20 protein-coding genes are annotated in these 21347 nt (G+C 73.3%); 4 read left to right on the plus strand and 16 right to left on the minus strand.

The window, feature by feature from the left end:
* Positions 1–24 precede the first annotated feature (24 nt).
* The gene (locus NLU66_RS04075) at positions 25–2130 is read left to right on the plus strand and encodes a prolyl oligopeptidase family serine peptidase (protein WP_259361665.1); all 2106 of its coding nucleotides are present in this window, start codon (positions 25–27) and stop codon (positions 2128–2130) included.
* Here the strand turns inward: NLU66_RS04075 and NLU66_RS04080 are convergent.
* Positions 2067–3335, minus strand: a complete 1269-nt coding sequence (locus NLU66_RS04080; RefSeq protein WP_259361666.1) for an MFS transporter — start codon at positions 3333–3335, stop codon at positions 2067–2069. The genes NLU66_RS04075 and NLU66_RS04080 overlap by 64 nt on opposite strands.
* A 142-nt stretch (positions 3336–3477) precedes the next feature.
* Here NLU66_RS04080 and NLU66_RS04085 point away from each other — a divergent pair, with 142 nt between their 5' ends.
* Entirely contained in the window at positions 3478–4422 is a 945-nt protein-coding gene (locus tag NLU66_RS04085) for a helix-turn-helix transcriptional regulator (protein WP_259361667.1), read from the plus strand.
* Positions 4423–4779: 357 nt separating this feature from the next.
* On the opposite strand, the gene NLU66_RS04090 is transcribed toward NLU66_RS04085, so the two are convergent.
* The 12 genes from NLU66_RS04090 to NLU66_RS04145 all read right to left on the minus strand — a co-directional run bounded on the left by NLU66_RS04090 (position 4780) and on the right by NLU66_RS04145 (position 17892).
* Entirely contained in the window at positions 4780–5442 is a 663-nt protein-coding gene (locus NLU66_RS04090; RefSeq protein ID WP_259361668.1) for a carbonic anhydrase, read from the minus strand.
* Between the two features lie 121 nt (positions 5443–5563).
* Positions 5564–6067 carry a glutathione peroxidase gene (locus tag NLU66_RS04095; RefSeq protein ID WP_259361669.1) on the minus strand — a complete coding sequence of 168 codons (504 nt, stop codon included), beginning with the start codon at positions 6065–6067 and terminating at the stop codon, positions 5564–5566.
* Between the two features lie 45 nt (positions 6068–6112).
* The gene (locus NLU66_RS04100; RefSeq protein ID WP_259361670.1) at positions 6113–7744 is read right to left on the minus strand and encodes a cation:proton antiporter; all 1632 of its coding nucleotides are present in this window, start codon (positions 7742–7744) and stop codon (positions 6113–6115) included.
* Positions 7745–7946: 202 nt separating this feature from the next.
* Entirely contained in the window at positions 7947–8459 is a 513-nt protein-coding gene (locus tag NLU66_RS04105) for a lamin tail domain-containing protein (protein ID WP_259361671.1), read from the minus strand.
* A 204-nt stretch (positions 8460–8663) separates the two neighbouring features.
* On the minus strand, positions 8664–10481 hold the full coding sequence (locus NLU66_RS04110; protein WP_259361672.1) for an ABC transporter ATP-binding protein: 1818 nt from the start codon (positions 10479–10481) through the stop codon (positions 8664–8666).
* Positions 10478–12388 (minus strand): ABC transporter ATP-binding protein, encoded by a 1911-nt coding sequence (locus NLU66_RS04115; protein ID WP_259361673.1) that lies wholly within the window; start codon positions 12386–12388, stop codon positions 10478–10480. The genes NLU66_RS04110 and NLU66_RS04115 overlap by 4 nt, the downstream gene beginning before the upstream one ends.
* A gap of 206 nt (positions 12389–12594) precedes the next feature.
* Positions 12595–12942: a hypothetical protein gene (locus tag NLU66_RS04120; RefSeq protein WP_259361674.1), complete on the minus strand. Its 348-nt coding sequence runs from the start codon at positions 12940–12942 to the stop codon at positions 12595–12597.
* Positions 12943–12952: 10 nt separating this feature from the next.
* The gene (locus NLU66_RS04125; protein WP_259361675.1) at positions 12953–14122 is read right to left on the minus strand and encodes a Fic family protein; all 1170 of its coding nucleotides are present in this window, start codon (positions 14120–14122) and stop codon (positions 12953–12955) included.
* 137 nt (positions 14123–14259) lie between these two features.
* Positions 14260–14685, minus strand: a complete 426-nt coding sequence (dhaM, locus tag NLU66_RS04130; protein ID WP_259361676.1) for a dihydroxyacetone kinase phosphoryl donor subunit DhaM — start codon at positions 14683–14685, stop codon at positions 14260–14262.
* Positions 14682–15326: a dihydroxyacetone kinase subunit DhaL gene (gene dhaL / locus NLU66_RS04135; protein ID WP_259361677.1), complete on the minus strand. Its 645-nt coding sequence runs from the start codon at positions 15324–15326 to the stop codon at positions 14682–14684. Before dhaL ends, dhaM begins: the two co-directional genes overlap by 4 nt.
* A 10-nt stretch (positions 15327–15336) precedes the next feature.
* Complete coding sequence (dhaK, locus tag NLU66_RS04140) at positions 15337–16335, minus strand: dihydroxyacetone kinase subunit DhaK (RefSeq protein ID WP_259361678.1); 999 nt, start codon at positions 16333–16335, stop codon at positions 15337–15339.
* Positions 16336–16407: 72 nt separating this feature from the next.
* Positions 16408–17892, minus strand: coding sequence for an alpha-amylase family glycosyl hydrolase (locus NLU66_RS04145; RefSeq protein WP_259361679.1), 1485 nt, complete (start codon positions 17890–17892; stop codon positions 16408–16410).
* A gap of 187 nt (positions 17893–18079) precedes the next feature.
* On the opposite strand from NLU66_RS04145, the gene NLU66_RS04150 reads away from it, so the two are divergent.
* On the plus strand, positions 18080–18865 hold the full coding sequence (locus tag NLU66_RS04150) for an alpha/beta hydrolase (protein ID WP_259361680.1): 786 nt from the start codon (positions 18080–18082) through the stop codon (positions 18863–18865).
* Positions 18866–18899: 34 nt separating this feature from the next.
* Here NLU66_RS04150 and NLU66_RS04155 read toward each other — a convergent pair whose 3' ends face one another.
* Positions 18900–19451, minus strand: a complete 552-nt coding sequence (locus tag NLU66_RS04155) for a hypothetical protein (protein ID WP_259361681.1) — start codon at positions 19449–19451, stop codon at positions 18900–18902.
* Between the two features lie 139 nt (positions 19452–19590).
* Between NLU66_RS04155 and NLU66_RS04160 the strand changes: the two genes are divergently transcribed.
* Entirely contained in the window at positions 19591–19878 is a 288-nt protein-coding gene (locus tag NLU66_RS04160; RefSeq protein WP_259361682.1) for a YciI family protein, read from the plus strand.
* Between the two features lie 29 nt (positions 19879–19907).
* Here the strand turns inward: NLU66_RS04160 and NLU66_RS04165 are convergent, their stop codons facing one another.
* Together NLU66_RS04165 and NLU66_RS04170 are read right to left on the minus strand one after the other, a co-directional pair.
* Complete coding sequence (locus tag NLU66_RS04165) at positions 19908–20405, minus strand: hypothetical protein (protein ID WP_259361683.1); 498 nt, start codon at positions 20403–20405, stop codon at positions 19908–19910.
* A 25-nt stretch (positions 20406–20430) separates the two neighbouring features.
* Positions 20431–21345, minus strand: coding sequence for a LysR family transcriptional regulator (locus tag NLU66_RS04170; RefSeq protein ID WP_259361684.1), 915 nt, complete (start codon positions 21343–21345; stop codon positions 20431–20433).
* Positions 21346–21347: the final 2 nt, after the last annotated feature.

Here is a 21347-nt window from a genome sequence, read left to right on the forward strand (position 1 = left end):
GCGCCGCGTCATACGCTGGCCCTCATGACGACGACGCTCCCCTTCGGCACCTGGCCCTCCCCGATCACCGCCGAGCAGATGGCCTCCGGCGGCACCCGCCTGGGCGGCGCCCAGCTCGTCGGCGACGAGATCTGGTGGACCGAGGGGATCGCCACCGAGGGCGGCCGCATCGCGATCGTCCGCGTCGCGGGCCCGTCGACGGACCCGTCGGCCGCCGACCCCGAGGTCGTGCTGCCCGCCCCGTACAACGCCCGCTCCCGCGTGCACGAGTACGGCGGCTCCGCCTGGACCGCGGTGCCCGCCGGGTTCGGCGACCACGGCGACGCCGACGACCACGACTCCCACGAGCCGCCGCTCGTGCTCTTCGTCGACTTCGACTCCCAGCGCGTGCACTCCCTGGTCCCGGGGCACGAGCCGCACCCGCTGACCCCCGTCGGCCCCGAGGTCCCCTCCGCCCACGGACCCTCGCTGCGCTGGGCGTGCCCCACGCCCGTCACGCTCGAGGACGGCACCCGCGAGGTGTGGTGGATCTGCGAGGACCACACCGGCGGCGCCGACGGGCCCCGCACCGGCGCCGACGGCGCCCCGCACGTCGAGCGGTACATCGCCGCCGTGCCGCTCGACGGCTCCGCCGCGGAGGACCCGTCCGCGATCCGCCGCGTCACCCCCGCCTCCCGCTTCGTCGCCGCCCCCGCGCTCAGCCCCGACGGCACACGCCTCGCCTGGATCAGCTGGGAGCACCCGCAGATGCCGTGGGACGGCACGCTCCTGCACGTCGCGCCGCTGATCGACGGCCAGGCCGGCACCGGCGAGATCATCGCCGGCGCGACGGACGTCTCCGTGCTGCAGCCCGAGTGGCTCGACGAGGACACCCTGCTCTACCTCTCCGACGCCTCCGGCTGGTGGACACCGCAGCGGTGGAGCGCCGAGGACGGCGCCCGCCCCGTGCTGCCGGGCGGGTCCCCGCACGCCGAGCGCGAGTTCGCCGGCTCCCTGTGGATGCTCGGCACCACCTGGATGCACGTGCTCGACGCGGACCGGGTGCTCGTCCAGCACGGCCGCGACGCCGACGCCCTCGGCGTGCTCACCGTGAGCACCGGCGCCGTCACCGACCTCGACCAGCCGCTCACCCTGATCTCCTCGATCGCCGTGGGGGAGGACGGCCTGCTCGTGATCGGCGGCGCCTCGCCCACCGCGTTCCCCGCCCTGCACACCGCGCGCCTCACCCTCGACCCTGCCCCGGCGCTGTCCTCGCTGCAGGTGCTGCGCTCCTCCCGGCAGGACGCCCCGGACCCCGCCGCCCTCCCCGCCGGGGAGAGCATCGAGGTGCCGCTCGACGGCGGCGGCGTGGTCCACGCGATCGTCTACCGGCCGCGGCAGGAGGGCTTCGCCGGGAAGGACGGCGAGCTGCCCCCGTTCATCGCGCGCGTCCACGGCGGCCCCACCTCGCACGTGCCGCCCGTGCTGAGCCTGCCCGTCGCCTACTACACCTCCCGCGGCCTCGGCGTCGTCGAGGTCAACTACGGCGGCTCCACCGGCCACGGCCGCGCCTACCGCGACCGGCTGCAGGGCCAGTGGGGCGTGGTCGACGTGAAGGACACCGTCGCCGTCATGGAGCACCTGGTCAGCGCCGGGATCGCCGACGGTGCGCGGCTCGCGATCGAGGGCGGCAGCGCGGGCGGCTGGACCACCCTCGCGTGCCTCACCCGCACCGACACCTTCGCCGCCGGCGTCTCGAGCTTCGGCGTCGCGGAGCTCGAGTCCTTCCGCTCCGACACCCATGACTTCGAGTCCCGGTACATCGACGGGCTCGTCGGCCCCTACCCGGAGCGGAAGGACCTCTACGTCGAGCGGGCGCCGCTCAGCCACGTCGACGAGCTCGAGTGCCCCGTGCTCCTGCTGCAGGGCGACGAGGACAGGATCGTGCCGCCCAGCCAGTCCGAGATGTTCCGCGACGCGCTCGCCGCGAAGGGCATCCCGCACGCCTACCTGCTGTTCGAGGGGGAGCAGCACGGCTTCCGGCAGGCGGCGACGATCATCCGCGCCACCGAGGCCGCGCTCTCCTTCTACGGGCAGGTGCTGGGCTTCACCCCGCTCGACGTGCCCGTGCTGGACCTCGACCGCGGCTGAGACCGGCGGCGGCCCCGGAGCGCGAGCGCCGCGAAGGGCACCGGCGCGAGCAGCGCCGCGACCGCCCCCACGAGCAGCGGCCCCTGCACACCGGCGCCGCCCGCGAAGGCGGCACCGGCGAGGGCCGTGCCGATCGCGGTGCCCAGGTTGAAGATCGCCGTGGGCATCGCGGTCGCGAGGGTCGAGCCGCCGCCGATCGCGTTCGCGAGCCCCACCAGCACCGGGTTCGCGGAGAGGCCCACGAGCCCCAGCAGCGCGAACAGCACCGGCACCGCGACGGGCCGGGAGGACAGCGCCGCGAGCAGCACGGCGACGACGGCCGTCGCCACGAGCACCCCGCCCACCGTCGTGAGCGGCCGGGCATCGCCGAGCCGCCCGCCGAGCACGTTCCCCGCGAGGGAGGCGACGCCGAAGACGAGCAGCAGGCCCGGCACGAGCGAGGCCGACAGCCCCGCGGCGTCGGTCACGAGCGGCGCGACGTAGCTGTAGGTGGAGAGCACCCCGGCCGTGATGAACGCGCAGGTGAGCAGCACGAGCCAGAGCCGCACGGAGCGGAGCGACGCGAGCTCCCCCCGCAGCGACGGCCGCGCGGCGGAGCCGGCGACCGCCCGCGGGAGGCCGCGCAGCACCGCGGCGGTGAGCACCGCCGCGAGCACCGCGAGACCCACGAAGGTGCCCCGCCAGCCGACGGCCTGCCCGGCGATCGTGCCGAGCGGCACCCCCAGCACGTTCGCGAGCATGCCGCCGCCCAGCACGATGCCGAGCACCCGGGAGGCCGCCGCCGGGCCCGCCGCCGCGACCGCCGCGACGCACGCGACGGCCCAGAAGGTGCCGGTCGCGAGACCCGTCAGCGCCCGGGAGGCGAGCAGCACGCCGAGCGAGCCGGTGACCGCGCCGAGCACGTGGCCGGCGGCGAAGACGAGCAGCGCCGCGGCGAGCGTCGTGCGGTGCGGGAGGCGGAGGGTCAGCAGCGGCATGGTCGGCGCGCCCACGATCATGCCGACCGCGAAGGCCGTGATCGCGAGGCCCGCGCCCGGCAGGGCCGTGCCGAGGGAGGAGGCGACCTGCGGCAGCAGCCCGGCGACGATGAACTCGGTGGTACCCATGAGGAAGGTGCCCGCGGCGAGCAGCCAGGTGACGGGCGGGAGGGCGGTGCGGCCGGGGACGGCGGCGCGCTGCGGGACGGGCGGGGAGTCGACGCTCACGGGATCTCCTGGGGAAGGCGGGGAGGAACAGGTCCCATCCCAGGCCGTGCGCGCCGGCACGGGGAGCCCCGGCGGAGGGGTGTACCGGCAGGGCACCTCAGGGGTGCCGCCCGGGCACGCACGGCGACCTACCCTGGCGTGCATGGACAACCGAGCCGAGGTCCGCGAGTTCCTCATGACCCGCCGTGCGAAGGTCACGCCCGAGCAGGCGGGGCTGCCGAGCATCGGCGCCCGGCGCGTGCCCGGGCTGCGCCGCAGCGAGGTCGCCGTGCTCGCCGGACTCAGCGTCGAGTACTACGCGAAGCTCGAGCGCGGCCAGATCGCCGGCGCCTCCGCCTCCGTGCTCGACGCGCTCTCCCGCGCGCTCCAGCTGGACGAGGTGGAGCGTCGCCACCTGCAGGACCTCGCCCGCGCGGCCGACGGCGCCGCCACCGCGACCCGCCGCCGGCCCCGCCCCGCGGCGCTCGCCGGCTCCCGGCCCGCGCTGCAGTGGATGCTCGACGGGATGACCGGCTCCGCCGTGTTCGTCCGCGACCCGTACCACCGGATGATCGCCGCGAACCAGCTGGGCCGCGCCTTCTACCTGCCCGTGATCGGGGAGGCGGGGCTGCTCGCCCTGCCCGAGGGCGCCCAGGCCCCGAACCTCGTGCGCTTCCAGTTCCTCGACCCCGCCTCCCGCGACTTCTACCCGGACTGGGAGGCGTTCGCCCGGATGGGCGTGGGCGCCCTGCGCGTCGAGGCGGGCAAGGACCCGCACGACCCGGTGCTGCAGGAGCTGATCGGGGAGCTCTCCACCTGCTCCGAGGACTTCCGACGGCTGTGGGGCGCGCACGACGTCCACGCCCACAGCGCCGGCACCAAGCGCTTCGTGCACCCCGTGGTGGGGGAGCTGACGGTGCGCTTCGAGCAGATGGAGCTCTCCGCGGATCCGGGCTGCATGCTCATCGCCTACACGGCGGAGCCGGCGACCGAGGCCGCGGAGCGGATGAGCCTGCTCGCGAGCTGGGCGGCGACCCGCGCCGAGGAGCTCCGCGAGCACGGGTCCGCCCCCGCCCCGGAGGGCGCGGACCCGACCGTGCCCTCCTGAGAGGGGCCGTCGGCCGCCCGCCGGGTATCCGCCGCCCGCTGCCTGCCGGGCTCCGCCGCCCGGCCGCTCGCCCACCCTCTCCCGCATGTCCGTTTGCGCGCTGGGCTTCCGTTCGTGGAACTGGGGCGCGCAATCGGACAGGGGTGTCCGGGCCGGGGAGGCACGTGCGGGGGAGGGTGAGTGTCCGTTTGCGCGCTGTGGTTCCGTTTGTGGAACTGGCGCGCGCAATCGGACAGGGGTGGCCGGGCCGGGGAGGCACCTGCGGGGATCTGGGTGTCCGTTTGCGCGCTGTGGTTCCGTTCGTGGAACTGGGGCGCGCAATCGGACAGTGGTGGCCGGGTCGAGCCCGGCCGGGCCTCAGGCGCCGATGTCGAGCTTGCCGACCGCCGTGATCGGGGCGACGCGGCCCTCCTCGAGCTGGTACTGGCAGCCCACGATGCCGAGCTCGCCGCGCGCGACGGCGTCGCTGATCACGCGCGAGGAGCGCATGAGCAGGTGGATCGTCTCGTCGAGGTGGCGGCGGCCCACGGCGTCCGCGTCGATCCGCGACGGGTCCACGTACGGGCTGAGCTGCTGGGTGGCGAGCCACTCCTGCTGGACGGCCGGCTGGATCAGCTCGAGCTCGCGGCGGATCGCCGGGGTGGTCTCCGAGGGGTGCGCGGTGGTGAGGTCGATCGCGGCCTTCACCGCGCCGCACGAGCCGTGGGCGAGCACGACGATCACCGCGACGCCGAGGCTCGAGACGGCGAACTCCATCGTCGCGACGGTGTTCTCGTTGGCGATCTGGCCGATGTTCCGCACCACGAACAGCTCGCCGAGGCCGCAGTCGAAGAGGATTTCCGCGGCGACGCGCGAGTCGGAGCAGCCCAGGAACGCGGCGTTCGGCGCCTGGAACTCGGTGAGCTCGCTGCGGCGCGCGGCGTCCTGGTCGGGGTGTCTCACCTCGCCGCCCATGAAGCGCTCGTTGCCTGCGGCGAGGTCGTCCCACGCCTCCTGCACGCTGACGCGAGGTGTCGCCATGAGCTGGTCCTTCCGGTCGAGATGGTGCTGTCTGCCCTAGGACAGTACGCCGCGCGGGCGGCGGACCAGCGCGTCGTCCGCCCCGGCCGCCGTGCGGGCGACCGGGGGTATGACGCAGGTCTCAGGCCTGGGCGGCGAGCGCCTCCCGGATCGGCGCGGCGAGCTCCTCCGGGGTGACCGTCGGCTCGAAGCGGGCGATGACGCGGCCCTCGCGGTCCAGCAAGAACTTCGTGAAGTTCCAGGGGATGTCGCCGGCCTCGATGTGCTCGCCGGCCGGGGTCTCGTGCGCGCCCGTCAGCCACCGGTACAGTGGATCGGCGCCCTCGCCGTTGACCTCGATCTTCGCGTGCATCGGGAAGGTGACGCCGTAGCTGGTGGAGCAGAACGTCGCGATCTCCGACTCCGTGCCGGGCTCCTGGTGGCCGAACTGGTCGCAGGGGAAGCCGAGCACCGCGAGGCCCTGCTCGGCGTAGGCCTCGTGCAGCGCCTGCAGCCCTTCGTACTGCGGGGTGAGGCCGCACTGGCTGGCGGTGTTCACCACGAGCACCACCTTGCCGCGGTGCGCGGAGAGGTCGGTGGGGGAACCGTCGAGGGTGGTCGCGGAGAAGTCGCCGAGGGTCGTCATGGCCCCATCATGGACCTCCTCGCCGGGAGGTCCCTCAGGTGGGGCTCAGTGCTTGCCGCGCAGCTGCGGCGGGGCCGCGAGCATCTGCAGGTCCAGCTGGCGCAGCACGGTGTCCGCCGCCTCGGGGTCCACGCCCGGCTCGGAGCGGGCCTGGAGGACCTCGGCGCGGGCGGCGTCCAGGCCGACCGTCTGCGCGGCGACCATGAGCTCGCGGCCGCGGCGCAGCTTCTTGCGCTTGGCGATCATCTGCTGGTGCAGCTCGGGGTCCACGGGCGTGCCGTCGGGGTTCATCGCGACGACGGCCTGGGTGGAGGTGTCGAGCTCCTTGCGCAGGCCCTGGAAGCGCTGCTTGATCGCGGCGAGCTGGTCCGGGGTGATCTCCTCGGTGTTCTCGAAGCGCTCGCGGATCGCCTCGAGCGCGGCGCCCTGGGCGCGCATCGTCAGCTCGCGGATCTCGCCCATGGTGACGGTGCCGTCGTCCTGCAGCTTGAGCGCCTTCAGCAGGGGGCCGACGCCGAGGCCCGTCGGCACGAGCGTCACGAGCAGCACCGCGCTCGCGACGATGACGACGAGGTTGCGGTGGTCGCCCACCGCCTCGGTGCTGGGGATCGCGAGGGCCAGGGCGAGGGTCGCGAGGCCGCGCATGCCGCACCAGGTGAGGACGACGGAGTCCTTCCAGGAGAGGTCGTCGCCGCCGTCCTTGCGGGCCACGGGGCGGATCAGCAGCATGCCGATCGCGCGGACGACGATGACCACGGCGCAGACGGCCGCCGCGATCGGCACGTAGTCGAAGACCCCCATGCCCTCCTCCGCGACGACGTCCCGCAGCTGCATGCCCATGAGCCCGAAGGCGATGCCGGTGACGAGCAGGTTCGCCACGTCCCAGAAGGTCGCGCGGGAGATGCGGGCCTCGGAGTCCTCCGCGCGGGCGCGGCGCTTGGTCTCCAGGGCCGTGACGACGACCGCGATGACGCCGGAGGCGTGCAGCTCCTCCGCGGCGATGTACGCGGCGAAGGGGACGACGACGCTCATGGCGGTGCGGGCCGCGGTGGTCGTGACCATGCGGGAGGCGAAGCGGTAGCCGAAGCCGAGGGCGAAGCCGATGCCCACGGCGATGACGGCGCCCACGAGGAAGTCGACGACCAGCCCGACGCCCAGCGAGGCGCCGCTGTCCAGGGCGGAGAGCGCGGCGGTGAACAGCACGATCGCGACGGCGTCGTTGAACAGGCCCTCCGTCTGCAGCATCGACAGCAGGCGGCGGGGCATCTTCGCGGGCCCGGCGACGGCCTCCACGGCGACCGGGTCCGGCGGGGCGACCATCGCGCCGAGCATGACGGCGAGCGGCAGGGCGATCCCGGGGACGAGCAGGGACACGGTGCCGGCGACGAGCGCGGCGGTCACCGCGGTGAGGCCCACGGCAAGGGCGAGCAGGGTGCGCCAGCGGGAGATGAACACGGACCAGTCCGTCTTCTGCGCGGTCGCGAACAGCAGCGGAGGCAGCAGCAGCGGGAGGATCAGGTGGGCGTCGATCTGCAGGTGTGGCAGGCCCGGGATCGAGGCGATCGCGCTGCTCGCGAGGAGCATGAGGATCGGGTACGGCAGCCGCCACCGTTCACCGAGGGCCACGCACACCACCGTCACCGCGAGCAGTCCGACGACGAGGGCGAGGGTGGTCATGCGGCGGTCTCCTGGGCTCGGCGGCGTGCGGCGCGCATCCCCGGCCGAGGCTGCATGGCGCCGGGGGAGAGGAGACGCGGGTGCGTGTCCAGAATATCGCGGCATGCCGGGAGCAGTCCGGGAGCAGGGTGCGCGACGGCCGACGGGCCGGCGTCCGTCTCGAGGAGGGACACCGGCCCGTCGGGCTGAGCGAGGCCGGGGGTCAGCAGTAGGCGGTCGTGGAGGACGTGCGGACGTACGTCTTCGTCGCCTTGTGGCTGCCGCCGCGGTACTTGCAGGACTCCAGGAGCTTGCCCTTGGAGGTAAAGGTGCGGGCGGTGTCCCCGGTGTTGTTCCAGATGTACGAGGACGTGTTCCAGTACAGCGTGGAGGAGGAGTTCTTCCCCTTGCCGGACCTGATCGTCACGGACTTCCCGGCGCCGAGCTTGAAGCCCTTGGGGAAGGTGAACTTCTGCGGGCCGTTGTCGCGCACGGTGTAGCCGGTGAGCGTGAGCGTGGTGCGTCCCGTGTTCTTCAGGACGATGTACTCCTTGGTGTACCCGGCGTTCGTGGACTTGTCGGAGCCCGGCGGGTCGTAGTACACGGAGACGATGTCGAGCGGCTTCACGGTTGCGGCGTCCGCCGCGGGGGCGATGGCCATCGGCGCGGCGAGGGTCGCGGCGGCGAGGAGCGCGAGGATCAGGATCCGGGCGCGGCCGGAGAGGGCAGTGATCACAGAGGACTCCAGGAGGACGGCCGGCGGCTGCGCCGGGCGACGACGTGGTGAGGGTACGGCTGGAGCCGTGGGGACCGTGAGGTCCGTCGGGCAGCAGGAATCTACACGTCGGATCCGTCGTGGATGCCCGTTTCCGCCCGATGCGACGCGCCTCACCGTCCGGGAGGGCGGTGAGGCGCGTACGTGCTGGTCAGCGGGCTGCGGTCAGAGCGAGTCCTGCCACGCCTGGTGCAGTGCGGCGAAGCGGCCGCCCGCCGCGACGAGCTCCTGCGGGGAGCCGTCCTCGACGACCTCGCCGCCGTGCACCACGAGCACCCGGTCCGCGATCATCACCGTCGTCAGGCGGTGCGCGATGATCAGCGAGGTGCGGTGCCCGAGCAGCTTCGTGAGCCCCTCCTGCACCATCCGCTCGCTCGGGATGTCGAGCGAGCTCGTCGCCTCGTCGAGGATCAGCACGCGCGGGTCCGCGAGGAACGCGCGGGCGAAGGAGATCAGCTGCCGCTGCCCGGCGGAGACGCGGCCGCCGCGCTTGTTCACGTCGGTGTCGTAGCCGTAGGGCAGCTGCTCGATGAAGGAGTCCGCGCCGATGGCCTTCGCCGCCGCCTCGATCTCCTCGCGGCTCGCCCCGGGCTTGCCGAGCGCGATGTTGTCCGCGACGGTGCCGGAGAACAGGTACGCCTCCTGGGTGACCATGACGATGTTGCGGGTGAGGTCCTTCATGGAGATGTCCCGCAGGTCCACGCCGTCGAGCTTCACGCTGCCCTCGGTCGCGTCGTAGAAGCGCGAGATGAGCTTCGCGACCGTGGACTTCCCGGCGCCCGTCTGCCCCACGAGCGCGACCGTCTGCCCTGCGGGGATGTGCAGGTCCATCGGCCGCAGCACGAGCGGGCCCTGCGGCGTGTAGCGGAAGGCGACGTCGTCGAAGTCGATCTTCCCGGAGGACTGCGGCAGGGGCGTCGGCGCGTCGGACTCTTTGACGTGCGGCTGCTCCGCGAGGAGGTTCGCGATCTTCTCGAGCGCCGCCACGGCGGACTGGAACGCGTTGTAGAAGTTCGCGATCTCGTCGACCGGCTGGAAGAAGCGCCGGGAGTACAGCACGAGCGCGACGAGCACGCCCACCTGCAGGTCGCCGGAGAGCACCCGGAAGCCGCCCACCACGAGCACCGCCGCGATGGTGACGTTCGCGAGCACGCGCAGCGAGGGCTGGTAGATGCCGAACACCTGGATCGAGCGCAGCGACGCGTTGCGGTAGTCCATCGCGAGCGTGTCGAAGCGCTCCTGGTTGCGATCCTCCTTGCGGAAGGCCTTCACCGCGCGGATCCCGGCCATCGCCTCGACGAAGTGCACGATCAGCCGCGCCGAGTGGGTGCGGATCGCGCGGTACTCGACGGAGGAGCGGCGCTGGAACCACAGGGTGAGGAGCAGGCAGGGGATGAGCATGAGCAGCATGACCACGCCGGTCACCCAGTCCATCGCCACGATCAGCACGATCGTGAACACCATCGAGAGGAACGAGCCCACCATGATGTTCACGCCGGAGTCGAGCAGCTCGCGCAGCGCCTCCATGTCGCTCGTCTGGCGGGAGACGATCCGGCCGGAGGTGTAGCGCTCGTGGAACTCGAGGTCCTGGCGCTGCGTGAAGCGGAAGACCTTCCGGCGCAGCGCGAGCAGCATCCGCTGGCCCACGACGACGGACTGCTTGACGTAGCCGTAGGTGAGCACGCCGCCCACGATCGCGCAGGCGATGTGGAGGGCGGCCGCCTGGATCGCGGGCACCGAGTTCCCGGCCGCGAGCGCGGGGATGCCGTGGTCGATGCCCCAGGCGATGATCGCCGGGCCGGCGACGACGGCCAGCTGCGCGATGACGACCATGACGGCCATGACCGCGAACTGCCCCTTCACCGGGGAGATCAGCTCGCCCAGCAGGGTGAGGGAGCGCTTGCGGGAGGCCTTCGCCTCCTCCGGGGTGAGGTCCTTCTGCTCGTCGTCTCCCGCGCGGTCGCGGGTCGCGGTGGCGGTCATCGTGCGCCCTCCGGCTCGGTCTCGGACGTGCTGGTGCCCTCTGATCCGGGTGGGCCGTCGGCCGCCTCCCGGGTCTCCTGCGCCTCCTGGGCGCGCTGGATCTCGCGGAGGTCGAGCTCACCGGTGAGCGCCTCGATGTCCTGGTCGCGGCGCGTCTCCTCCTCCTGGTTCGCGATCACCCAGCGGTAGCGGGCGCTCGAGGCCATGAGCTCGGTGTGCGTGCCCACGGCGACGACGGTGCCGCCGTCGAGCAGGGCGACCCTGTCCGCGAGGGCGACCGTCGAGGTGCGGTGGGCGACGATCAGGGTGGTCGTGCCCTCGAGCACCTCGCGGAGGCGGCCGGTGACCGTCTCCTCGGTGCGTGTGTCGAGCGCGGAGAGCGGGTCGTCCAGCAGCAGCACCGCCGGGCGGGCCGCGATCGCGCGGGCCAGGGCGAGGCGCTGGCGCTGGCCGCCGGAGAGGCTCATGCCCTCCTCGCCGATCCGCGTGTCCACGCCGTCCGGCAGCTCGTACGCGTAGGTGGCGTCCGCCGTGCGCAGGGCGAGGTGCAGCAGCTCCTCGGCCGCCTCGTCGGAGAGCGCCGGATCCGCGCCGAGCAGGACGTTGTCCCGCACCGAGTCGGAGAACAGCGTCGCGTCCTCGAAGGCGACCGCGGTGAGGGTGCGCAGGTCCGGGAGGGTCAGGTCGCGCACGTCGACCCCGTCGATCCGCACGCGCCCCTCCGTCACCTCGTACAGGCGCGGCACGAGCTGCAGCAGCGTCGACTTGCCCGAGCCGGTGACGCCCACGAGCGCCATCGTCTCGCCCGGGCGGATCTCGAGGTCCACGCCGTCGAGCACGTCCTTCACATGGCCGGGGGCGTCCTCGTAGCGGAAGTGCACGCCCTCGAAGCTGACGGCACCGCGCGCGGCCGAGGTGTCCACGGCGACCGGGTTCTCCGGGGTGGTGATGGTGTTCTCCTCGTCCATCACCTCGTAGTGGCGGTCCAGCGCGGTGGAGGCGTTGACCATCTGGCCGAACAGCATGCCGAGCATGCGCACCGGGCCCACGACGAGGGTCGCGGTCGCGAAGTAGCTCGCGAGCTGGCCCACGCTGATCGAGCCGCCCGCCACGAGGTGCAGGCCCACGAACAGGGCGATGCCGAGCGCGAGCTCCGGCAGCATGAACATGAACATGTCGAAGCGCGCCATGGCGGTCGCCTTGCGCACCTCGGTGCGGCGCAGCTCCTCCGCCTGCTCGGTGAACCCCTCGAGGGCCGACGGGCCGCGGCCGAAGGCCTTCAGCACACGGATGCCCTGCACCGACTGCTCGATGGTCGTGGCGAGGTCGCCGTTCTGGTCCTGCGAGAGGCGCGAGAGCACCGAGAACTCGCGGTGGAAGCGGTAGGCGATCACCGTCACCGGCACCGCCGCGAGGAAGAAGATCAGCGCGAGCAGCCACGAGGAGCGCACCAGCAGCACCATGCCGACGACGATCGTCACCGACGTCGTGACCAGCATGATCATGCCGAACGCGATCCAGCGGCGGATCGTGTTGATGTCGCTCATCATGCGCGAGAGCAGCTGGCCCGAGCCCCATCCGTCGTGGAAGGAGACGGGCATGTGCTGCGTCTTCGCGTAGAAGCGGACGCGGATCTCCTTCTCGACGAGGGTCGAGGGGGCGACGGCGAACACGCGCCGCAGCCAGATGAGGGCGGCCTCGACGAGGCCGAGGGCGAGGACCACGGCGCCGCCGGTCCACACGGTCGCGGAGGCCGCGCCGACGTGGAGACGGTTCACCACGACCTCGAGCACCTGGGGGATGCCCAGGGCGACGAGGGAGGCGGTGAGGGCGCTGAGGAGCCCCAGGTAGAGACGGAAACGGATCGGGCGGACCGTCTGCCAGAGACGGCTCATGGTGCCGAGCATGGGGCGTTGCATCCTTGCGGAGGAGCGGGGGTCCCGGACGGGAAGGGGAGGGGGTGGGGACCGGAGACTTAGCCTAGTCAACGATTCCCACGAGGGACAGGACATATCGCGGATGTCCCGGGGGATGAGATGTCGTGCCGCTCCCCGCGCTCATGCGGCCGGGCCCGAGCCCGGGCTCGGTGCCCGGCCCGGTGCCACGGCTCCGGTCAGGAGGCGGTGGGCTCCCACTCGCCGTAGGCGGCGTCGGAGAGCACGGCGGAGGCGCCCGCGGCGGCGGCGGTCACGGTGAGCACGGCCGGCCAGGAGCCGATCTTCTTGGCGAGCGGGTGCGAGAGGCCGAAGCCGAGCACGTAGGCGGCGCCGAGCACGGCGGCGGTCGCGGGGCCGCGGCGGGCCAGCCAGGTGCGGCCCGCGTAGAGGCCGGCGGCGCCGAGCACCACACCGCCGAGCGGCCGGATCCCGGTCTCGCGTGCGGTGACATAACCGCCGATCAGGCCGACGGCGACGATCGGTGCGGTGCGGACGGATTCGGCGGGCTTCAGCGCGGTGCTCATGCGCCCGAGCCTACGCCGGGCGGTTCGGGTCGTCGCTCAGGATCTCGGGCAGCATGCCGAGCGCGGCGAGCTCACCGATGAGGAATGAGGTGAGTGGATTCGGAGTGAGACGGATGCGGTAGATCCTGCCGTTCGCCTCGAGCCTGCCGATGAGCCGGCGCTCCAACATCGAACTCAGGAGGCGGGAGCGGGGCGAGGGGGCAAGGCCGGTGGCTGGGACGAGGTCTCCCGACTTGAAGGCGCGCCCGTCGGCTCCGATCCTCATGACGGCCGTCTCCTCCGGTGAGAGGACGCCGGAACGGCCAGCCCGGTCGACCGCGCGGGCCACGAGGTCGGGCAGGACCGTGCCAGAGGACAGCTGTGCGATGGACGTCATGTCGCGGAGCAGGCCCTCGAGTACGAAGTCCGCCCACTCGATGATCGCGTCATCCTCGAGGGAGTCCGCGGCTGCGAGGCGCTCGTAGTATCGCCGACGATCCGCTCCGAAGACCGTCGTCGGATTGACGGTCTTGTAGCCCACTTCGGGAGCGAAGCCGTAGGCACGCAGCATCGCGTAGGAGAAGAGTCGGGCGACGCGCCCGTTCCCATTGGTGAACGGGTGGATCCAGACGAACCTGTGGTGGGCGATCGCCATGCGGATGAGCTGGAACTGGGGATCTGCGGGAGCGTTGGCGAAGTCGAGCAGATCACTCATGTACGCGTGGACGGTCGAGGCGAGCGGCGGATGGTGAGCGGAGCCCTGGATCGCGACCTCTTCGGTGCGGTAGGCGCCCGGGTGAGGGTCTCCCTCGCGACGGAGTCCTCGCGTCACCATGAGGTGCAGCTCCCGAACCTGGCTGTGCGTGATCGCGCTTCCGGAGGCGATGACGTCGTCGAGGAAGTCGGCGGCGGCCTGGAGGTGCAGGATCTCCTCGATGGAATCGTCGAGGGGGAGCGACGGCTGCTCTTCGCGAAGCTGCGCGCCATCGATGGCGTCGACGACCGTCGTATGGTTTCCCTCGATCCTTGCCGAGACGATGCTCGAGATCAGCTGCTGGAGCTCGCCGATCTCCGGGAGCAGCGGCTGGCTCTCGGCGACGCGTGGGAGATCGCCGCGACGCCGTTCGAGAGCGACGGCCTTGGCGGCGAGAGGTGAGTCGAAAGGGAAGGGCGGGACGCGGAGTCCTTCGTGATCATCCACCCGTCAATGGTATGGCGGGCACACTCTATTTGCTACGACCTGCACGAAATCGCAGGTCATAGAAGTTGTGGCGGTGTGGTGGGAGGGCGGGGATTTGCGTCCTCCTTGTTGTGGACTTGCAACGCCGGGCCGCGTCCTCAGGACTCCAGCTGCATCCGCTTGGCCTCCGCGGCGAGGTCCGCCTGCCCCGCGACGTCCTCGAGGTCGGCGCCCGTGGAGGCGGTGACGGCGGCGCCCACGAGGCCCTCGACGAGCGGCGCGGCGCTCAGCCGCACGCGGCCGGCGAGCTCCGGGTCGAGCATCTCGACGGCGAGGTGGGCGGACATGACGGCGCTGCCGAGGTCCATGAGCACGAGCACGCCGTGGTCGTCCGCCGCGCTCTCGATGGCGGCGGCGATCGCGGCGGCGTCGGTGCCGAGCGCGAGGCCGTCCGGGGCGCTCGAGTCGGCGACGCCGGCCGCGATCGCGATCTCGGGGCCGTCGCCGCGCAGCATCTGCGAGGCGAGGTCCACGGCGGCGCGGGCGAGCGGCGCGGAGTGGGAGACGACCACGATGCCGGTCATCGACCCGCCTCCCCGCTGACGGCCTCCGCGAGCGCCTGCCACAGCAGCGCGGTGCTCGCGGCGCCGGGATCCACGTGGCCCACGGAGCGCTCGCCGAGGTAGGAGGCGCGGCCCTTGGTCGCGGTCATCGGGGCGGTGTCGTCCCGGCCCTGCGCGGCGGCCGCGGCACCGGCGGCGACGGCCGCGGCGAGGTCGTCGCCCGCGTCGCGGAAGGCCTCGAGGGCCGGGGTCCAGGCGTCGAGCATCGTCTTCTCCCCGGGGGCCGCCTTGCCGCGGTCCGCGACGCCCTGCACGCCGGCGGCGAGCGCCTCGCCGAGGGCCGCGGCGTCGAGGGACCCGGCGCCGCCGGTCGCCCCGGCGAGGCGGAGGAAGAGGGTCCCGTAGAGCGGGCCGGAGGCGCCGCCGACGGTGGAGACGAGCGTCATCCCCGTCTTCTTCAGCAGCGCGGCCGGGTCCGCGAAGTCGCCCGCGTCGAGCGCCTCGACGACGGCGCGGAAGCCGCGGGACATGTTGGAGCCGTGGTCCGCGTCGCCGATCGCGGCGTCGAGCTCGGTGAGCTCCGCGGCGTGGTCGGTGAGCAGGACGGCGGCGCGGCGCAGCCAGTCCTCGAGCTCGGTGGTGGTCAGCGCAGTCGTGGTCACGGGGCCTCCCTCAGAGTCCGCGTCGCAGGGCCGGGGTGGAGACGGGAGCGTCCCACAGGGCGGTGAGCTCCTCGTCCAGGCGCAGCAGGGTGATCGAGGCGCCCGCCATGTCGAGGCTCGTGATGTAGTTCCCGACGAGCTGCCGGCTGATCTCGACGCCGGCCTCGGCGAGGATCTCGTGGGCGTCCTTGGCGAGGATGTACAGCTCGAGCAGCGGGGTGCCGCCCATGCCGTTGACGAAGAGCAGCACGGGACCCTCGCCGGGCAGCTCCGCGAGGATCGGCTCGAGCAGGCGACGGGCGACGTCCTTCGCGGGGACGAGCTTGTCCCGGTGGCGGCCGGGCTCGCCGTGGATGCCGATGCCCACCTCGATCTCGTCCTCGCCCAGCTCGAAGCTCGGCTTGCCGTTCGCGGGGACGGTCACGGAGGTGAGCGCGACGCCCATCGAGCGGGCGCGCTCGTTGACGCGGCTCGCGATCGCGGTGACCTCGTCGAGGTCGCGGCCCTCCTCGGCGGCGGCGCCCGCGATCTTCTCGACGAGGACGGTGCCGCCCACGCCGCGGCGGCCCGCGGTGAAGGTGGAGTCCTCGACGGCGACGTCGTCGTCGGTGATGACGCTGCGCACCTCGGTGCCGGACTCGGCGGCGGCGAGCTCCGCCGCCATCTCGAAGTTCATGACGTCGCCGGTGTAGTTCTTGACGATCTGGAGCACGCCCGCGCCGCGGTCCACGGCGGCGATCGCGGCGGCCATCTGGTCCGGCACGGGGGAGGTGAACACCTCGCCCGCGCAGGCCGCATCCAGCATGCCGCGGCCCACGAAGCCGCCGTGGAGGGGCTCGTGGCCGCTGCCGCCGCCGGAGATCAGGGCGACCCTGCCCTGCTCCTTGGGCTCGGCGCGCAGCAGCACGCGGTGCTCGAGGTCGAGCGTGAGGGCGTTGGGGTGGGCGAGGGCCATGCCCTGCAGGGCGTCGACGACGACGTCGTCGACGGCATCGATGAGCTTCTTCATGCCCGCCAAACTACCCGCGAATGTGGCCGCCGTCACCAGACGGAAGGTCCCGGTGGCGCGGGCGTCGGGAGGTCAGTGGAGGACGGCGGCGCCGTGCGCGGGGACCAGGCCCGGGCCGGCCGACGGGACCCCGTCGATCATCGCGGCGCCGTCGACCGCCTCGAGGATCTCGCCGAAGGCGGGCCGCGGCTCGTCGCCGAGGTTCAGCACGAGGCGCAGCGGGGCCGGGGTGCCCGTCCCGGGGGTGCTCCCGTCGGCGCCGCCGGAGGGGCTCAGGACGATCTCGACCGCGGTGTTCTCGAGCGACGCCTCGACGACGGCGACGTGGGCGGTCGCGAGCCAGGGCTCGCGGCGGCGCAGGCCGAGCAGGCGGCGGTGCGCCTCGAGGATCCGCGGGGCGGCGCCGGCCTTCAGGAGGTGGAGCTGGTGCGGCGAGGGGTCCCCGCCCCCGTCGGCCCCGTCAGCCCTGTCGGAGCCGCCGAGCAGGGACGCGGGGTCGTCGGGGAAGGCGGGGCGCACGGCGTCGTCCCCGCCGGGGCGGTCCTCCTTCACGCCCACCGCGCCGAGCTCGTCCCCCGCATAGACGCAGGGCACGCCCGGGAGCAGGGCGAGCAGCGCGATCGCGGGGGCGAGGTCGCGGCCGTCGGGCAGCTGCGAGGCGATGCGGGTGGTGTCGTGGTTGCCGAGGAAGGTCAGCGGATGCGCGCCGCCCGCCTCGCGGAGGAACTGCTCGTGCCGTCCCAGGGCGTGCGCGAGCTCGAAGAGGTTCCCGTCCCGCAGGGAGGACCAGATCGCCTTCCACAGCTCGTACTGGGTGATCGAGTGCGCGCCCGAGGCGTCCGCGATCGCCGCGTAGTCGCCGTGGATCACCTCGCCGAGCAGCCAGGCCTCGGGGTGCGCGGCCCGCACCCGCGCGAGGATCGGTGCCCACGCCTCGGGCCCCGCGGCGTACAGCGCGTCGAGCCGCCAGCCGTCCACGCCGCGGTCGAGCCAGAGGCTCATCACCTCGACCACCCGGTCCTGCACCACGGGGTGGGCGAGGTCGAGCTCGACGAGGTCCGCATTGCCCTCGAAGCCGTAGGGGTGCTCGCCGGACCAGCGGATCAGCGCGCCCTCCTCGGTCCCGGGCCCCGCGGCGATCGCGCGCCGCGCCACCGGGTGCTGCGCGGAGACATGGTTGAACACGCCGTCGAGCATCACGCGGATCCCGCGCTCCCGGCAGGCGGCGAGCAGGTCCTTGAGATCCTCCTCGTCCCCGAGCCGCGGATCGATCCGGCGGTGGTCGAGCGTGTCGTAGCCGTGGGAGACGGCGTCGAACACCGGGTTCAGCACGAGCACGTTCGCGCCGAGGGAGACGAGGTGGTCGAGCCAGCCGAGCAGGCGGGGGAGACGGTGGACGACGTTCTCGCCCTCCGCTCCGCCGTAGCCCTCGCCGACGAGGTCCTCGCGCTGCCGGGGCGCGCCGCAGAAGCCCAGCGGGTACACCTGCCAGCAGATCGCGGTGCGCACCCAGTCCGGGACGGGCGGCGCGGCGGGGGAGGTCGCGGGGGAGCTCATGGCGCGATCGTAGGCCCGGCCGGCGGTCCGACGCCTCCTTGCCGGGCAGTGCTCCCCTCCGGGGCGCCGGCTTGGCAGGATGGGAGGTGACCGGCCGACGGGCCCCGTCGGCCGCCCCGCGGTCGTGCCCGGCCGCGCCCTTCGGTGCCGACGAGCGTCGGCCCCGTCCCGCTGTGAAGGAGCCGCCATGATCCGCCTGCGTCTGGACCTGTTCGCCGAATCCCTCGGGATGGGCACCTCCGCGGTGGTGCTCATGCCGCAGGAGGCCGCCGGGATCGGCATGACGGGGGCGGACGCCGCCGGGGCCGACGGGCAGGGCGCCGCGGCAGGGGTGCCCGTCCTCTACCTCCTGCACGGCCTGAGCGACGACTGCACGATCTGGGAGCGCCGCACCTCGATCGAGCGCTACGCGACCGAGCACGGGATCGCCGTGGTCATGCCCGAGGTGCGCCGCTCCTTCTACAGCGACGAGGCGACCGGGGAGAAGTACTGGACTTGGATCTCCGAGGAGCTGCCGGCGCTGCTGGCCCGCACCTTCCGCATCTCCACCGCCCGTGAGGACACCTTCGTGGCGGGCCTGTCGATGGGCGGTTTCGGCGCGATGAAGCTCGCCCTGCACCACCCGGACCGCTTCGCCGCCGCGGCCACCCTCTCCGGTGCGCTCGACGTCACCACCCTCGACCTCTCCTGGGCGGGCACGCTCGGCGCGCGCGTGTGGGGCGAGCAGGGGCCCGCCGGCACCGACGACGACCTCTTCGCGCTGCTCCGCGCCGCGGATCCCACCGCCCTGCCGGCGCTGTGGCTCGACTGCGGCACCGAGGACGGCCTGCTCGAGTCGAACGAGCGCTTCATCGCGCTCGCCGAGGAGCGTGGCGCGGACCTCACCTCGCGCCTGCGCCCCGGCGACCACACCTGGGAGTTCTGGGACGAGGGCATCCAGGACGTGCTCGCCTGGCTGCCGATCCGCCGCTGACGGCGCGGATACCGGGGAGGCTCAGCGCTGCGGCTCAGCGACCTGCCGCGGCATAGATCCGCTCCGCCTTCTCCCGGCTCACGGGCCGCGTCAGCGCGACGATCCCCATGACGACCCCGGTGATCGGTGCGCCGAACGCCACCCACACCGCGAGCGGCACCATGATGATCTCCATGGCGATCGGGTCTCCGGTGACGATGCCGGCGTTCTCGAGCGCCGGCCAGACGGCGAACATGAGCACGAAGAACACCACGGACGCGAACAGCGAGATCGCACCGAAGATCGCTGCGCGCCGCCCGACGGCACGGGCCACGGGGTTCTTCCCCCGCTGCACGAGCCCGAGGACCACCAGGGTGATCGACATGACGATGGTGGCGAGGCCCGGGAACCCGATGAACCCGAGCAGCCCGAAGGCCCACGCGATTCGTCCGTCGCGGGTCACGGTGGTCGGGAAGTGCTCCGGGGTCAGCAGATGGGCCGGGGGCGGCACCACCCGGTAGGGCGGGGGCACCGGCACCGAGGAGGTGGGCACGGCGGACGGCGCATCGGAGCCCGACGGCTCGACGGGCAGGGGCGGCTGCGTCATGCGGTCAGCGTAGAGGGGTGCTCGCCGACGGGCCGACGGGGCCGGGGAGCGGATGGCGCGACCGTCGGCCCCGCGGAAGGGGCACGATGGGACCTGCACCCGGGCCGGCGACGGCCACCCCGAACCTCCAGGAGCTCCCGTGGCCCACTTCGCCGTCCGCTACACCTACGTCGACGATGCCGCGCTGCTCGACGCGCACCGTCCGGACCACCGCGCGTTCCTGCGCGGTTTGCACGAGGCGGGGCACCTCGTGCTCTCCGGTCCCCTCGGCGGTGAGCCGGCCGGCGGGCTGCTCGTGCTCGAGGGCGAGAGCCCCGAGGCGGTGCTCGCCCTGCTCGACGAGGACCCGTTCCGGAAGGTCGGCGCGGTCGCCGAGCGCGAGGCGCGCGAGTGGACCGTCGTCATCGGCGAGCTCCCCGCGCGCTGAGGCGCTGACCGAGGGCGTACCAGGGGCGCTCAGGCGCCCTGCGTATCCCCGTCGAGGCGATCCTCGGCCTGGCGCGCCCGCTCCTGGCCGGCGGCGCGCAGATCCAGCGTGCGGCCCACGGTGGCGCGGGTCGCGACCTCGGAGCCGACGATCACGACCGGCAGGTTCCCCGGGCCGCCCAGCTCCTCGACGAGGCGCTCGGCGTCCTCGTCCTTCGCGGCGTTGACCCACACGAGGTCCTCCCGCGGGGTGCGCAGCGCCGTCTGCAGGCGCGCGGAGAGCGGATCGCCCGGCGCCCACACGATGATCGTCACCGCATCGGAGCGGCGATGCATCGCCTCGGCGAGCGGCTCGTGCGGACCCTGCCGCAGAGGGCTCGTCCAATAGGCCATGAACAGGGCGAACAGCGCCAGCAGCACGCCCGCGAGCAGCTGGTCCGCGGCCACGGCGAGCACCACGGCGAGCAGCAGCCCGCCGATCGCGAGCGCGGCGGGCCGCAGCCAGGCGCGGCGTCCCAGGGCCTCCATCAGCGTGCTCCTGCGAGGGCGGGCATCAGATCATCACCGCGGTCGCGGAGCGCTGGTTCGCCTCCGTGACGATCGCGTCCCGCAGGGCGGAGACGGCGGGGATCGACAGGGCGCCCTTGCGGTTGATGAGGCCGATCGTGCGGGCCTCGAGCTCGGGCAGCGTGCGCACGGTGACGCCCTCGACGTGGGAGGCCTCGAGCACCGTCTCGGGCAGCAGGGCGACGCCGCCGCCGTGCTGGACGAGCCGCTGGACGACGAGGCCGTCGTCGGTCGAGTGGCGCACGGTGGGCGTGAAGCCCGCGCGGCGGGCGGAGCTCAGCAGGTTCGCGCGACAGCGCTCGCAGCCGGCGATCCAGGGATCCTTCGCGAGGTCCGCGAGGGTGAGATCCGGGTCCTCCGCGCGGGGATCGGTGGAGGGGAGCACGGCGAGCACGCGGTCCTCGACGAGCGGGCTCCACTCGAGGGTGCCCTCGTCGTCGATGTTCGAGCAGGGGTAGCGGAACACGAGCGCGAGGTCGAGCTCGCCCTCGCGCAGCTGGGTGATCGCGTCCGGCGGCTCGAGCTCCTCGAAGCGCACGTCGAGATCGGGCGCGGTCTCCTGCAGGTGCGCGAGCACGGGCGGCAGCAGCACCGCGGCGGCGGAGGGGAAGGTGCCGAAGCGCACGGAGCCGCGGCGCAGGGCGGTGATGTCCGCGAGCTCCTCCTCGGCCGCGTGCAGCTGGGCGGCGATCGCCTCGGCGTGCGCGGCGAGGCGGCGGCCGGCCTCCGTGGGGGTGATGCCCGAGGAGGAGCGCAGCAGCAGCGTCGTGCCGATCTCCTTCTCGAGGGCGGCGAGGTGCTGGGACACGGCGGGCTGCGTCCAGCCCAGCTCGCGCGCGCCGGCGCCGATCGAGCCGTTGCGCACCACGGTGCGGTAGATGAGCAGTCGACGGGGGTCCATGC

Origin of the sequence: Brachybacterium sp. NBEC-018 (assembly GCF_024860185.1) — a bacterium.
Lineage (GTDB): Bacteria > Actinomycetota > Actinomycetes > Actinomycetales > Dermabacteraceae > Brachybacterium > Brachybacterium rhamnosum.